A 16,496-nucleotide genomic window follows, 5' to 3' on the forward strand; every position below is an offset into this window, starting at 1 on the left:
TGTTCTATGAAATATCAAATCAAACATTCCGAAGGCTAGGTTACAAATTTTTCATCTAGATCCAAAAATATCAAAATCCAAGATCTGTTGGAGTATATTAAGGTAAATTAAGTTTTTTCTTCCTGGCCCTAGTAATACTGTTATTTTATATATTGAGGGTTTTATCCTAGGATAATTCAACTGTTGGGTTGGCCAATTGCAAAATATTCAAACAAATTAAAAAATATACAAAAAAGATTTAATCATTTTCTGGGGAAGATTTTTTACTTTGTTCATACTTTCTTTTGAAGAAAAACCACCATTCTAAAGAAAAACTTATTACTTAATAATTTTCCTTACCCCTCTTACCAGTAGCTGCTGCAGACAGTTATAAACTGTATTTGAGAATTGAAAGGCATCTGGGTTATTTTTGTGAAAAAAGTTTTAGCAATTATTCTCGGTGGTGGAGCAGGCACACGCCTTTACCCCCTAACTAAATTACGTGCAAAACCGGCAGTATCCGTAGCAGGAAAATATCGACTGATAGACATTCCTGTGAGTAACTGTATTAATTCAGAAATATTTAAAATCTACATTCTTACACAATTTAACTCAGCCTCTCTGAATCGCCATATTGCTCGAGCCTACAATTTTTCTGGCTTTACAGAAGGCTTTGTTGAAGTCCTAGCAGCTCAACAAACTCCAGAAAGTCAGACCTGGTTCCAGGGTACAGCAGATGCAGTACGCCAATATATTCAACTTTTCGAAGATTGGGATGTAAATGAATACCTGATTTTATCCGGTGACCATCTCTACCGTATGGATTATAGAAAATTTGTCAAACGTCACCGAGATACCAAGGCTGACATAACTTTATCCGTACTTCCTATTGATGAGCGACGCGCTTCTGATTTTGGTTTGATGAAAATTGATGATGCTGGTAGGGTAGTTGACTTTAGTGAAAAACCCAAAGGTCAAGCTCTTAAACAAATGGCTGTAGATACTACCATTTTAGGATTAACACCAGAGCAGGCTGAACAAGAACCATACATTGCCTCAATGGGGATTTACATCTTCAAAAAAGATGTTTTACTAAATTTATTGAAAGAATCTTTGGAACGCACTGATTTTGGCAAAGAAATTATTCCCGATGCTTCTAAGGAATATAATATCCAAGCATACTTATTTAACAATTACTGGGAAGATATTGGAACTATTGAAGCATTTTATAATGCCAATTTAGCATTAACTAAACAACCGCAGCCACCCTTCAGCTTTTATGATGAGAAATATCCAATATACACCCGTGCTCGTTATCTACCACCGAGTAAGATGTTAGATTGCCAAATTTCTGAATCGATGGTGGCTGAAGGTTGTATTTTGAAAAACTGCCGAATTCATCACTCGGTTTTGGGTGTAAGATCACGGGTAGAGGAAGATAGCGTGATTGAAGATACCCTTATTATGGGATCTGATTTTTATCAGCCCTTTATAGAGTGTCAATCTATTGACGATGATTTTATGCCTATTGGCATTGGCAAAAAATCCATTATTAGGCGTGTAATTGTTGATAAAAACGCACGAATTGGTAATTATGTCAAAATTATCAACAAAGACAATGTACAGGAAGCTAATCGTGAACAACAAGGCTTTTATATTCGTAGTGGTATTGTAGTGGTTTTAAAAAACGCCATAATTCCTGATAACACAGTTATATAAAGGATGAAAATTCGGAACTATGAATTGGTGACTTCTACTTAAAAGGCGGGAATAGAGGATATGAGGATATAAGGTTTGATGATCTATTCTTTTCCCTTAATTGTTTGTTTATAATATTTGATGTTGAAAACTAAAAAAACTATGGGAGAGGATTATAGTAACCTCTTCCATATTTTCTATTATTGATTATTTTGGGATTGACAAATTAATTCCTCTACTCTCCCCTTTGTAGCTTTTTCTTGGTGTACGGAAATTGCACTCTTTGAGTGAGAATAACCGCACTCTAAATTCCGTTATTGATTTGCTAACTTAGAATCATAATATTGCATATTTATTATGTTGTTTGACAATACATTAACTAAGCAAAGTCATTAAATCCGTTAATTATATATAACAACTTCAAGGGAATTGGCGATAGGAGGCTGGTAGATGGCTGCAATGGACTTTAAAGATTATTACTCAATTTTGGGGGTTAGTAAGACTGCCAGTCCAGACGAAATCAAAAAAGCTTTTCGCAAGTTAGCTCGTCAGTATCACCCTGATGTAAATCATGGTAATAAAAAGGCAGAGTCGCGCTTTAAGGAGGTGAGTGAAGCTTACGAGGTACTCTCAGATGCGGATAAGCGCAAGAAGTATGATAGATTTGGCCAATACTGGAAACAATCTGGGGAAAGTTATCCTAGTAGTACTGGGGTTGACATGGGGGGATTTGATTTTAGTCAATATGGCAGCTTTGATGATTTCATTAATGAGTTATTAGGACGCTTTGGTGCTAATGGCCCTGCTGCTGGCAGAAATCCTTACAGCAATTATCGCCCAAACTCAGGTACCCCTGGTAACTTTGGTGGTTTCAGTGATTTTGGCTTCCAAGATGGTGGAACACCCGGCACCCAAGATAGTGAAGCTATTATTTCCCTGAGCTTTGCTGAAGCATTTAATGGTGTGCAGAAATCCCTGCGAGTAGGTCAGGAAATTATTGATGTTCGTATACCTGCAGGGGCAAAGACTGGTAGTAAGTTGCGGGTGAGGAGCAAAGGAGTTATAAATCCTTTGAGTAAGCAAAGGGGTGATTTATATTTGAAGGTAGAACTCAAGCCTCACAGTTTTTTCCAGTTTGATGGAGATAACCTGGTATGCGAAGTACCAATTACCCCAGATGAAGCAACTTTAGGTGCAGTTATTGATGTACCAACCCCGGATGGTAATGTGAATGTGAAGTTACCACCAGGGGTGCGTTCTGGACAATCATTACGTTTGAGGGGTAAGGGCTGGCCAACACCAAAAGGGGGAAAAGGAGATCAGTTTGTCAAAGTGGCAATAGCTCCCCCTAAAAACCTTTCTGTACAAGAGCAGGAATACTATGAAAAGATACGTGCTATTCGTACTTATAATCCCCGTAGCCATTTGCAAGGAGTACATTTGTAACTTCTTCTAGGTTCTAGATGACAATTATAAATCCTGAAAAGGATTTGAAAGATTTTTCAAATCCTTTTTTCATGCTATTTGCACGTTTATGCTAGAAAAAGAAACTACTTATCAATAGAAGCATGTATAAATTTAAATAAAACATGGTACTGTTAGTCCATATGATTATATGGGCTAACATATTAGATTGTAAATTATCTAGCAATAAGCTGTAAAAATTTCTACCCCCTGATTTCTCAGTCGTGTTTTGATATGTTTATATCTCTAGGGTATCTGCAGGTATCCAACGCCTTAATTAATTTCATAATATTGAATTATCAGCAAAATAAGCAAGAGACTTTTACATAACCCTTAACATTTGCAACAACAGTGTTATATTAGTAGTTCTGGTATTATGTGTACATAATTAAAGTCTTTAGTGGAACTGATTGTGGCGAATTCAAAGTCTGCTCTCAAACGAATCCAAATAGCTGATCGTAATCGATTACATAATAAAAACTATAAGTCAGCAGTAAGAACATTAATCAAAAAGTGCTTCATTGCAGTGGGTGATTATACTGAAAACCCCACCTTAGAGTCGAAACAAAAAGTGCTTGATCAAATGTCCAAAACTTATAGCAAGATTGATAAAGCAGTTAAGCGTGGGGTCCTTCATATCAATAATGGGGCACGGAAAAAATCTCGGTTGGCAAAGCAGCTCAAACAAGTTGTAGAAACTGCTACCACTGAGTAATAGTGTAAACACTAGTCTTAATTTCACAAGGACTAGTGTCAATGTTTGTCGCGTTATATTTATTTTGTAACTATATTAAGAGAATGAATCTGATTGACACCCATGTTCATCTGAACTTTGATACATTCAAGCCTGATTTGTTGGAAGTGAGGTCACGGTGGCAAGATGCAGGTGTAGTACATTTGGTACATTCATGCGTTAAGCCATCTGAGTTTAGTCAGATTCAATCCATAGCAAAAAAATTCTTGGAAGTTAGTTTTGCTGTTGGACTGCATCCTCTTGATGTAGCAGATAAATGGCATAACTGCATGGCAGAGGAAATTAAGCACCTGGCTATTTCTGATGCCAAAGTGGTAGCCATCGGCGAGACTGGCTTGGACTTTTACAAGGCAGATAATCGTAAGCAGCAAATAATGGCACTAGAATCCCATCTGATGGTGGCAACTGAACTAGATTTGCCTGTAATCATACATTGCCGCCAGGCAGCAACTGAGTTACGTAGAGTGCTACAAAAATGGTACAACGATAATCGTAAGGAAATTAGGGGCGTTATGCACTGCTGGAGTGGAACACCAGAGGAAACTCAATGGTTTCTGGATTTGGGCTTTTACATCAGCTTTAGTGGAACAGTTACTTTCAAAAATGCTAAGGATATCCATGCATCAGCAGCTATGGTAAGTCCAGATCGCTTATTGTTGGAGACTGATTGCCCTTTCTTAGCACCTGTACCTAAAAGAGGAGAAAAGAGAAATGAACCTGCACACATACGCTATGTAGCAGATAAAGTGGCCAATTTAAGGAGAGAGACATTAGAACATGTTGCTTCTCAAACTACCACAAATGCATGTACGTTATTTGGACTTACAATTTGAGCTAAAGACTCACTAGGATAATTTTCCCGGTCATATTACAGAGTATTTGGAATTTTATTGAGGGAAAGTATGGTACAATGATACCCTCAAACAAGCCTATTCGTACAGTAATGGGCAAGTTGATGATAGACAGTACCTGGGTCTTGTCCTATCTTCCGTATACTTTCTTGTATGGCTATCTCTACAAAACAGAATAAGTGCCAAACACTAGTAATTACCCACCACTGAAAGGTGATTATCTGCCCCCCACTAAATAAATCCTATCCCCCTACCGAATGAACACTTGTATAACTTAGATGCCTAAATCTTTGACCAGCGAAAACCCCAGCAATTAATTGCCTGGAAACTGCCTTCAAAAGTTGCCGGCCTTAATGCCTTCACTGCATTAATTTGGTAAGCCTGTGCCTACACCACCTAGCATATCACCTCTTTAGTATTAAGGCTACTGTCCGAGTATAAGCATGGATCAATATTCTATTGGTAAATGTAAATTTATAATTTGGCGTGAGCAAATAAGCTCAACTTTAGGGGGAATAGAAAAAAACATTAGCAGATTATTAATATTTTTTCCCTGGAATCATTGTAAAAATTGGTAAAACCGTTTATTGCAGTCCAGGCAAATATGACTGGCTGCTTAGCTTATTGCTATTTTAGGGAGATATTTACATCCCATTGCTGGGATGTGCTTTTTCAATATGAGAAAGCAAATCATTGATTTGTAAGTGCCTGTATAGATCAGGCGGTTTCAGGAGAACTTATCGTACACCAAGTAAGTTAAGCAAGGTTGAGAAATATAGAGGTATGACTAACGAAACCCTTATGACACCCACCTTTTTATTACCTGACTTGATTGAAATTCAGCGTTCTAGTTTCCGCTGGTTTTTAGCAGAAGGGTTGATTGAAGAGTTAAACTCCTTTAGCCCTATTACAGACTACACTGGGAAATTGGAGCTACATTTTTTGGGTCATAATTATAAGCTAAAAGAACCCAAGTACGATGTAGAAGAGGCTAAAAGGCGTGATAGCACCTATGCAGTGCAAATGTATGTTCCTACTCGGTTAATCAACAAAGAGACAGGTGAGATAAAGGAGCAGGAAGTATTTATTGGCGATTTGCCTTTAATGACAGAAAGAGGCACATTTATCATTAATGGTGCAGAGCGGGTTATCGTTAATCAAATTGTGCGATCACCAGGAGTTTACTACAAATCAGAAATTGACAAAAATGGCAGACGCACCTACAGTGCCAGTTTAATTCCTAATCGGGGAGCTTGGCTGAAATTTGAAACAGACCGCAATGACCTAGTTTGGGTAAGAATTGACAAAACTCGTAAGTTATCAGCACAAGTTTTATTAAAGGCATTAGGTCTATCAGATAATGAGATTTTTGATTCTTTGCGCCACCCAGAATATTTTCAAAAGACTATTGAAAAGGAAGGACAATTTTCCGAGGAAGAGGCCTTGATGGAGTTGTACCGCAAACTCCGTCCTGGTGAACCTCCTACTGTTCTTGGTGGGCAACAATTATTAGATTCTCGCTTTTTCGATTCCAAACGCTATGACTTGGGTAAAGTAGGACGTTATAAACTCAATAGAAAACTGCGGTTACAAATACCAGATACAGTGAGGGTACTTACCCCTCAAGATATTTTAGCATCAGCTGATTACCTAATTAACCTGGAATATGACATCGGCAGCACTGATGATATTGATCATCTTGGTAATCGCCGTGTAAGAAGCGTTGGCGAATTACTGCAAAACCAGGTTAGAGTGGGCTTAAATCGTTTGGAAAGAATTATTCGAGAACGAATGACTGTATCGGATGCTGAAGTTTTAACACCTGCATCCCTAGTCAACCCAAAACCATTGGTAGCAGCAATCAAAGAATTTTTTGGTTCCAGCCAATTATCCCAGTTTATGGATCAAACCAATCCCCTAGCAGAATTGACCCATAAACGCCGTCTATCTGCTCTGGGGCCAGGTGGTTTGACTAGGGAGCGGGCTGGCTTTGCAGTGAGAGATATTCATCCCTCTCACTACGGCCGGATTTGTCCTATTGAGACACCAGAAGGACCAAATGCTGGTTTGATAGGCTCGTTAGCTACTCATGCCAAGGTAAATATGTATGGCTTTTTGGAAACACCCTTCAGGCCAGTAAAAAACGGTCAGGTCAGGTTTGACTTGCCTGCAGAATATATGACAGCGGACGAAGAAGACGACTTGCGCGTAGCACCAGGAGATACCAAATTAGATGAAAATGGTTGTATTTTGGGTACTCAAGTACCTGTGCGTTATCGCCAGGACTGGTTAACCACAACACCAGAACAAGTAGACTATGTAGCAGTATCTCCGGTACAAATTGTATCTGTGGCAACTAGTATGATTCCCTTCCTAGAGCACGATGATGCAAACCGTGCCCTGATGGGGTCAAACATGCAGCGACAAGCAGTACCTCTGTTGAAACCAGAACGCCCTTTAGTTGGTACAGGATTAGAAGCTCAAGCTGCTAGAGACTCCGGGATGGTGGTTGTCAGTCGAACTGATGGGCATGTTACTTATGTAGATGCAACAGAAATTCGTGTATGTTATCGTATTCCTACAGCTTTAACTGGCGATTCTGAAGACATAAGAAATACTCAACAGTCAGAAATCAAGTATTCCCTTTCTAAATACCAACGTTCTAACCAAGATACTTGTTTAAACCAAAAGCCTTTGGTACGTATTGGTGAGCGAGTTCTTGCTGGTCAAGTTCTTGCGGATGGTTCATCCACAGAAGGTGGGGAATTAGCACTAGGGCAAAATATAATAGTTGCCTATATGCCTTGGGAAGGGTACAACTACGAAGACGCTATTTTAATATCTGAACACCTGGTTCAGGATGACGTTTATACTTCAATTCACATTGAGAAATATGAAATTGAGGCACGACAAACGAAACTAGGGCCAGAAGAAATAACTAGAGAAATCCCCAATGTAGGTGAAGATGCTCTACGGAATTTGGATGAGCAGGGAATCATTCGCATAGGTGCTTGGGTAACATCAGGGGATATTTTGGTAGGTAAAGTGACACCTAAAGGCGAATCAGATCAACCACCTGAAGAAAAGTTGCTGCGAGCAATTTTTGGTGAAAAGGCAAGAGATGTTCGGGATAATTCCTTGCGAGTTCCCAATGGTGAAAAAGGCCGTGTAGTTGATGTGCGTTTATTTACCCGTGAACAAGGCGATGAACTACCACCGGGGGCAAACATGGTAGTGCGAGTCTATGTAGCACAAAAACGGAAAATTCAGGTGGGTGATAAAATGGCAGGAAGACATGGCAATAAAGGGATTATTTCCCGGATACTGCCCATCGAAGACATGCCATATCTACCAGATGGTTCCCCTGTTGATATTGTACTTAATCCCTTGGGTGTGCCTAGCCGGATGAATGTTGGGCAGGTATTTGAATGCTTGTTGGGTTGGGCTGGACTAAACTTGGGAGTTCGTTTTAAGATAACCCCCTTTGATGAAATGTATGGCGAAGAATCATCTCGCCGGATTGTTAATGATAAATTGCAAGAAGCCAGAGATGAAACTGGAAGAAATTGGGTATTTAATCCTGAAGATGCAGGCAAAATTCAAGTTTATGATGGTCGTACAGGAGAACCATTTGATCGCCCTGTAACCATAGGTGTGGCTTATATGTTAAAACTGGTGCATTTGGTAGATGATAAGATTCATGCCCGGTCAACAGGTCCATACTCTCTGGTAACTCAGCAGCCCCTTGGTGGTAAGGCACAACAAGGGGGACAGAGATTTGGAGAAATGGAAGTATGGGCATTAGAAGCCTTTGGAGCAGCATATACATTGCAGGAATTATTAACTGTGAAATCTGATGATATGCAGGGAAGGAACGAAGCTTTAAATGCCATAGTTAAAGGTAAAGCCATTCCCAGACCAGGTACTCCAGAGTCTTTCAAGGTGTTGATGAGAGAATTACAATCCTTGGGACTAGATATTGCCGTTCATAAAGTAGAAACGCAAACAGATGGTAGTTCTTTAGATCTGGAAGTGGATTTGATGGTAGATAATAATACCCGACGAACTCCCTCTCGCCCTACTTATGAATCTCTATCTAGAGAATCAATTGAGGAAGAAGAATCTTAAAAGATAGGAAAGGGGTAATGGGTTGAAAGAATAATATTTTCTCTCTTCCTTCCTATTCCTTTATTCTTCTTATCTCTAACTCAAAATTCATATATTCAATCCATAATTTAATATTTGATTGTGCCATGAGATACACACAAAGTAATCAGTTTGACTATGTAAAAATTGCCTTGGCATCACCAGAGCGTATTCGCAGTTGGGGTGAACGCACTTTACCAAATGGTCAAGTTGTTGGTGAAGTAACCAAGCCAGAAACAATAAATTACCGGACTCTAAAGCCAGAAATGGATGGCCTATTTTGTGAGCGAATTTTCGGGCCTGCAAAGGATTGGGAATGTCACTGTGGTAAGTATAAAAGGGTAAGACACAGAGGAATAGTTTGCGAACGCTGCGGTGTTGAGGTTACTGAATCACGAGTACGTCGTCACCGTATGGGCTACATAAAGTTAGCTGCACCTGTAGCCCATGTCTGGTATCTCAAAGGTATTCCCAGTTATATTGCAATTTTACTGGATATGCCTTTGCGTGATGTAGAGCAGATTGTCTATTTTAACTCGTATGTGGTGATAAGCCCTGGTAATGTTGAGACTCTCACCTACAAACAGTTATTGACTGAGGACCAATGGCTGGAAATAGAAGACCAAATTTATAGCGAAGATTCTGAGTTAGTCGGTGTGGAAGTTGGTATAGGGGCTGAGGCCTTACTGCGCTTGCTAGCTGACATTGAATTGGAGCAGGAAGCAGAAAAGTTAAGGGAGGATATTACCAATGCTAAGGGCCAAAAACGGGCAAAAATTATCAAACGATTACGGGTAATTGATAACTTTATTGCTACTGGTTCTAAGCCAGAGTGGATGGTAATGAATGTGATTCCGGTTATTCCCCCTGATTTACGCCCAATGGTCCAATTAGATGGAGGGCGTTTTGCTACTAGTGACTTGAACGACTTGTATCGCCGTGTCATTAACCGGAATAACCGCCTTGCAAGATTACAAGAAATTTTGGCTCCTGAAATCATTGTCAGAAATGAAAAGCGTATGCTACAAGAAGCTGTGGATGCTTTGATTGATAATGGTCGTAGGGGACGAACTGTCGTAGGAGCCAATAATAGACCCTTAAAGTCGTTGTCGGATATTATTGAAGGTAAACAGGGGCGTTTCCGACAGAACCTACTAGGTAAAAGGGTTGACTATTCCGGTCGCTCTGTAATTGTTGTAGGACCGAAATTAAATATTCACCAGTGTGGATTACCAAGGGAAATGGCAATCGAGTTATTCCAGCCCTTTGTAATCAATCGTCTGATTCGCAGTGGTATGGTCAACAACATAAAAGCTGCAAAAAAATTAATCTCTCGATCTGATCCCAGTATTTGGGATGTACTTGAAGAGGTGATTGAAGGACACCCAGTCATGCTCAACCGAGCACCAACTCTTCACCGTTTGGGTATCCAGGCATTTGAGCCAATTTTGGTGGAAGGGCGAGCAATTCAGTTACATCCCTTGGTGTGTCCAGCATTTAACGCTGATTTTGATGGAGATCAAATGGCGGTTCATGTTCCCTTATCGCTGGAGTCTCAATCGGAAGCACGATTGTTGATGCTGGCATCAAGTAATATTTTATCTCCAGCAACCGGTAGGCCCATTGTTACTCCTAGCCAAGATATGGTACTAGGAGCATATTATTTGACTGCCGATAATCCAAAGGCAATTAAAGGTGCAGGGAAATACTTTGCCTCTCTTGAGGATGTAATTATGGCTTATGAGCAGCATGTAGTGGACCTGCATGCTTATATTTTCGTCCGTTATGATGGGGAAGTTGATAGTGGTGAGCCAGATAATGAGCCTCAAGAAAATATTACACATGAGGATGGTTCTCGTACTATTATCTACAAATCTCGGAGGGTAAGGGAAGATTCTCAAGGTGGTCTAATTTCCCAATATATTTACACTACACCTGGTCGCGTAATTTACAATAAAGCAATTCAAGAAGCGGTTGCTAGTTAGTGAGTTTTTGGTCTTAGGGAAAATAAGATAAATGATTTTTCATCCCTTACCTGCACCTTATCAAGCACCCATAATCGAAAATACATAGATGCTCGCAGATTAATCCAAAATTCTATGAATAGTGAAAAAGTAATTTTTAGGAACCGTGTTGTTGACAAAGGTCAGTTAAGAAAGCTAATTTCTTGGTCATTTACTAATCATGGAACTGCACGGACTGCTGTCATGGCAGATAAATTAAAAGATGTGGGGTTCCGCTATGCTACTAAAGCTGGGGTTTCTATTAGTGTTGACGACCTAATGGTTCCCCCTTCAAAGCGATCACTTTTAGATGAAGCTGAAGCAGAGATACGCTCTACAGAGGAACGTTACCAACGGGGTGAAATTACAGAGGTAGAGCGTTTCCAAAAAGTAATTGACACCTGGAATAGCACTTCAGAGGCTCTTAAGGATGAAGTAGTTAGATACTTTAAGGAAACTAACCCACTCAACTCTGTTTACATGATGGCATTTTCCGGTGCTAGGGGTAATATTTCTCAGGTAAGACAGTTAGTAGGCATGCGGGGACTAATGGCAGACCCCCAGGGGGAAATTATTGACTTGCCGATTAAAACGAATTTTCGGGAGGGATTAACAGTAACAGAATATATTATTTCCTCATATGGTGCAAGAAAGGGATTGGTTGATACTGCTTTAAGAACTGCAGACTCTGGTTATCTTACCCGACGTTTGGTAGATGTATCTCAAGATGTAATTATTCGGGAAATTGACTGTGGTACTCATGAGGGTATTCCCATTACTGCTATGAAGGAAGGGGATAAAACCTTAATACCCTTAGCAACAAGATTAATAGGTAGGGTTGTCTGTAAAGACATACGACACCCCACTAGTGATGAAGTCATTGCTCCTCGGAATAGTCCCATAGATGAAGACTTAGCAAATACCATTGAGAGATTAGGTGTAAAAGAAGTATTTGTCCGCTCACCATTGACTTGTGAAGCAGCCCGTTCTGTTTGTCAGCATTGTTATGGCTGGAGTTTGGCACATGCAAAAATGGTAGATCGAGGTGAAGCAGTAGGAATTATAGCTGCTCAAAGTATTGGTGAACCTGGTACCCAATTGACTATGCGCACATTCCATACTGGTGGTGTATTCACTGGTGAGGTTGCAAGACAGGTGAGGGCAGATTCTGATGGTACTATACACATCCCCAGTAATTTGAAAACTAGACCATTTCGTACTCGTCATGGTGAAGATGCTTTATACGTAGAAGCTAATGGCTTTATGATTTTGGAGGTTCTACTAGCTGGCAGTAATACCACGAATAAGAAAATTACTGTTACACAAGGTTCTACTCTATTCATTGGTAATGGCAAAGAAGTCAAACAAGGACAGCTATTAGCAGAGGTTGCTTTAGGAGGACGTACAACTAGGGTAAATACTGAGAAAGCAGTAAAAGATGTAGCTTCTAACCTAGCGGGGGAAGTCAAGTTTGCTGATGTTGTTGCTGAACAAAAAACTGATCGCCAAGGTAATACCACTACGACAGCAACTAAGGGTGGTTTAATTTGGGTTCTATCTGGGGAAGTTTATAACTTACCTCCGGGTGCGGAACTGGTAGTTAAAAATAACGATATAGTTCACACCAATGGTGTCTTAGCAGAGACAAGACTCACAACTGCACATGGTGGTGTAGTCCGTTTACCTGAATCATCTCCAGGGAAAAGTACTAGGGAGATTGAAATTATTACTGCTTCTGTATTACTAAACCAAGCGACAGTAACAGTGCAAAGTTATCAAGGTCGTAACAATTATTTAATACATACAAGTAATAATCAACAGTTTAACCTTCGTGCTACCCCAGGGACAAAAGTGCAAAATGGACAAGTAGTTGCTGAGTTGATTGATGACAATTACCGTACAAATACAGGTGGATTGCTTAAATATGCTGGTATAGAAATTCAGAAAAAGAGTAAAGCAAAGCAAGGCTATGAATTAGTTCAAGGAGGAACTTTATTATGGATACCCGAAGAGACCCATGAAGTTAATAAGGATATCTCCTTACTGTTAGTAGAAGATGGTCAGTATATCGATACTGGTACAGAGGTGGTTAAAGATATATTTTGTCAAAATAGTGGAGTTTTAGAAGTAACCCAGAAAAATGACATACTCCGGGAAGTAGTGATAAAGCCAGGAGAACTTTTAATGGTTGATGATCCAGAGACAGTGATGGATAAGGATGATACCTTTATTCAACCAGGAGAAGAATTCTTAGGAAAAACTTTCACTGAGTTGCGTTATATTCAATATCTGGATTCTCCTGAAGGACCAGCTATTTTAAGTCGCCCTGTAGTTGAGTTTCCCGTATCTAGTAAGCCTGATATCCCATCTACTACATCAGTTAGCCAGCAAACAGGACGCTCTATTGAGTTAAGAGCAGTACAGCGTCTTCCTTATAAAGATTCTGAGCGTGTCAAGTCCGTGGAAGGAGTAGAGCTTTTACGTACTCAATTAGTATTAGAAATTGAGACTGAGGGTGAAAATGAACATGTTTCTTCTAACTTAGCTGCTGACATTGAGTTAATTCCCGATGAAAGAAATCCGGAAATTCAACGTATGCAAATGGTGATTTTGGAATCCCTGGTTGTCCGCCGAGATATAACTGCTGATGCTACTCAGGGTAGTACTAACACAATGTTAAAAGTGGAAGAAGGAGATACCATTCTTCCTGGCGGAGTAGTAGCCCGTACCCAAATTTTATGCAAAGAGGGGGGTGTTGTACGTAGTATACAAAAGGGAGCAGAGACAATTCGCCGCTGTCTAGTTCTTCGCAATCAAGATATGACAGAAATTTCCACTAGCATTGAGCCGAATATCAAAAAGGGTGATTTGTTAATAGAAGGTGTAGAAATTGCTCCCGGAATATTCTCCAGCGAATCTGGTCAAGTAGTAGAAGTCAAAAAACCTAACACTAGCTCCATAAATGAGGGTTCTCCTCTAGCCACACAGAAGTATACAGTAACTGTTCGTAGTGGTCGTCCTTACCGTGTTAGTCCTGGTGCAGTACTGCAAGTAGAAAATGGTGGTTTAGTACAGCGGGGGGACAACTTAGTACTTCTGGTATTCGAACGTGCGAAAACAGGGGATATCATCCAAGGTTTGCCAAGAATTGAAGAGTTGCTGGAAGCTCGTAAACCTAAAGAAGCCTGTATTCTGGCAAAACGCTCTGGAGAAGTAAAGGTAGTATATAGTGATGGTGATGAGGCCATTGCCATTAAAGTACTAGAATCTGGTGGAACAATTTCTGAATACCCCCTTGGACCTGGACAAAACCTAATTGTCCCGAATGGTCATATGGTAAGTGCAGGAGGGCCACTAACTGATGGTCCTTGTAACCCACATGAGATTTTAGAAACTTTCTTTAATCTTGGTTCTGAGAGTGGGGTCTACCATTGTGCAAGTAATGCTTTGCAAAAAGTACAGACTTTCTTAGTTAATGAAGTCCAATCAGTATATCAATCTCAAGGTATTGATATTGCTGACAAGCACATTGAAGTAATTGTTCGCCAAATGACTGCCAAAGTCAGAATTGATGATGGTGGTGATACTACTATGTTACCTGGAGAATTGATAGAGCTACGTCAAGTAGAACAAGTAAATGAAGCCATGGCAATTACCGGTGGTGCCAAAGCACATTATACTCCGGTACTTCTTGGTATTACTAAGGCATCTTTGAATACAGATAGTTTTATTTCAGCAGCTTCCTTCCAAGAAACAACAAGGGTACTAACAGAAGCAGCCATTGAAGGGAAATCTGATTGGTTAAGGGGATTAAAGGAAAATGTAATCATTGGACGTTTAGTTCCTGCTGGCACTGGGTTTAATGCCTATGAAGAACCAACTACTATTGAGGATTATGCTACAGATATTACCAGTAGTGGATTAGATGAGGTAGATGATCCTTTGGATATGGTACTTGACGACCGCACTGCCCGGAACTATCATTTGGATTCTCCCAACATGAGTGATTCTGGATTTATGAGCAGACATACAGATACTTCCATCCTAGATGATGAATATTTCAGTGATCAAGTTGTAGATATGATTTCCGCTGATGATTACAACTTTGGTGAAGACGATTAAACGTGACTGATGGAAACCGGGTAAAACCCGGTTTCTTATAGCTAATCTAGATATGCCAGGATGATAAATCCTAATTTATATCATCTTTTAACTTTTCGACTTTTTCTAGTCTTATCAAAAATTTGAGATAAGAGCCTCAATGACTGAGCATAAATTATTATGTTGAGCCGATAATATTACTAAGAAAATTTATATACTTAATATACCTTCAAATATTTCCTATGAAATAATAACAAGCATACAGCATTAAAAATGCCTGAATTTGATATTCTCATTCTTTACAACATTCCTGGAGAAGTAAATACCTAGATACGCTCAGCAGTTAGAAATTTATCTAAACGATTAAAAAACCAAGGAATTCATAGGGAAATTTCAGTGATTTTATCACCATGTCCCCACGCTACAGGAAAAGAAATTGATATGGTGCCTTCTTGATCAGAAGTAGATATTGTACAAGAGGCAGGGCATCTTTTATCATTCCTATTGAGAGGAAATACTGTATATAATTGGGATTCGAGTAATAGGGAAGTAATTGGTGATGATCAAATTGTTTCTATTATTCTTGCTCAAAGATTAGGCTATAGAACATTACTATATGCAGAATATAAAGCAAGATAGCATGATTTTATCGATAAGTTTGCAGTTATGAAACCTGAAATTATAACTAAAGTAGCCCCCAAATATGCTGGGAAATTCACCTTAGTTGTTGATTTAATGGCAGAGGTGAGCGCAAATAAAACCTTACATCCACATTCACCAAAGGAACTCATTGTTATTTTACCCGGTTGAAAAACTGCAAACCTGTCTCAGAGATTACTTTTAAAATTGGAAATTGCAGAATATATTCATTCTAAAAGGCCAAAAGTTAAGTTTATTCTTCCCATTGTCCCTAAATTAGATTTAGAAACCCTAATCAATTCTGATAGCCCTGATAAAAACCACCTAGTTAAAGTATTTGGTGGCAGTTCAGTAGAATTATTATATACTTAAGTTAAAAACAATAAGTGGATTAATAATAGAGCTAATTACTCTCTATCCAGCTTACGAAGCCTTATCCCAATTAATTGTTGCAAATGCTATATAACTGGGCTAGCTAGGAGTGCCTATGATAATTTTACTACCCACCCAACAACTAGATCTATAAGAGCATAGGATGGTGTAACAGGCTTATTAGCCAATTTCCCACTATTTGGTTTTGGTTTGGCCAAGGTGGTTAATTATTTATTCTTGAGACCCAGTGTTTTGTTAGCATGACCAAATATTTGGATACAGAAAGAAATTGTGCCAGAACTGGTTGGGAAATTGCATCTTCCACAAATTGGAGAAATAGTTTTAGATTACTTACAAAATCCAGAAAAATTACGCTGTATACAAGAGCAAATGAAAAATGTGAGTGGTAAAGCTGGTACAGACCAGAAAATTACCAATTTAGCTATGGAATAATTAGAATTAGAGAAGTTAATGTAGTTGAGTAGATTA

General features: G+C 39.3%; 7 protein-coding genes and 1 pseudogene. All 8 read left to right on the forward strand.

Translation table 11 applies throughout. The features are described 5' to 3' along the window. Nucleotides 1–411: 411 nt before the first annotated feature. On the forward strand, nucleotides 412–1,698 hold the full coding sequence (locus RINTHH_RS04985) for a glucose-1-phosphate adenylyltransferase (protein ID WP_008233638.1): 1,287 nt from the start codon (nucleotides 412–414) through the stop codon (nucleotides 1,696–1,698). Between the two features lie 429 nt (nucleotides 1,699–2,127). Next, a complete protein-coding gene (locus RINTHH_RS04990; RefSeq protein WP_008233639.1) occupies nucleotides 2,128–3,123 on the forward strand; it encodes a DnaJ C-terminal domain-containing protein in 996 nt (331 codons plus the stop codon). Between the two features lie 430 nt (nucleotides 3,124–3,553). Continuing rightward, complete coding sequence (gene rpsT, locus RINTHH_RS04995; protein ID WP_044304745.1) at nucleotides 3,554–3,856, forward strand: 30S ribosomal protein S20; 303 nt, start codon at nucleotides 3,554–3,556, stop codon at nucleotides 3,854–3,856. 83 nt (nucleotides 3,857–3,939) lie between these two features. Next, the gene (locus RINTHH_RS05000) at nucleotides 3,940–4,728 is read left to right on the forward strand and encodes a TatD family hydrolase (RefSeq protein ID WP_044304671.1); all 789 of its coding nucleotides are present in this window, start codon (nucleotides 3,940–3,942) and stop codon (nucleotides 4,726–4,728) included. Between the two features lie 801 nt (nucleotides 4,729–5,529). Further along, nucleotides 5,530–8,874 (forward strand): DNA-directed RNA polymerase subunit beta, encoded by a 3,345-nt coding sequence (gene rpoB, locus RINTHH_RS05005; RefSeq protein ID WP_044304672.1) that lies wholly within the window; start codon nucleotides 5,530–5,532, stop codon nucleotides 8,872–8,874. A 125-nt stretch (nucleotides 8,875–8,999) separates the two neighbouring features. Then, nucleotides 9,000–15,017 (forward strand): annotated as a pseudogene (locus RINTHH_RS05015) (DNA-directed RNA polymerase subunit beta'). Nucleotides 15,018–15,662: 645 nt separating this feature from the next. After that, nucleotides 15,663–15,806 carry a hypothetical protein gene (locus RINTHH_RS11510; RefSeq protein ID WP_008233651.1) on the forward strand — a complete coding sequence of 48 codons (144 nt, stop codon included), beginning with the start codon at nucleotides 15,663–15,665 and terminating at the stop codon, nucleotides 15,804–15,806. Between the two features lie 492 nt (nucleotides 15,807–16,298). After that, on the forward strand, nucleotides 16,299–16,460 hold the full coding sequence (locus RINTHH_RS11515; protein WP_008233664.1) for a hypothetical protein: 162 nt from the start codon (nucleotides 16,299–16,301) through the stop codon (nucleotides 16,458–16,460). Nucleotides 16,461–16,496: the final 36 nt, after the last annotated feature.

Origin of the sequence: Richelia intracellularis HH01, assembly GCF_000350105.1 — a bacterium.
Lineage (GTDB): Bacteria > Cyanobacteriota > Cyanobacteriia > Cyanobacteriales > Nostocaceae > Richelia > Richelia intracellularis.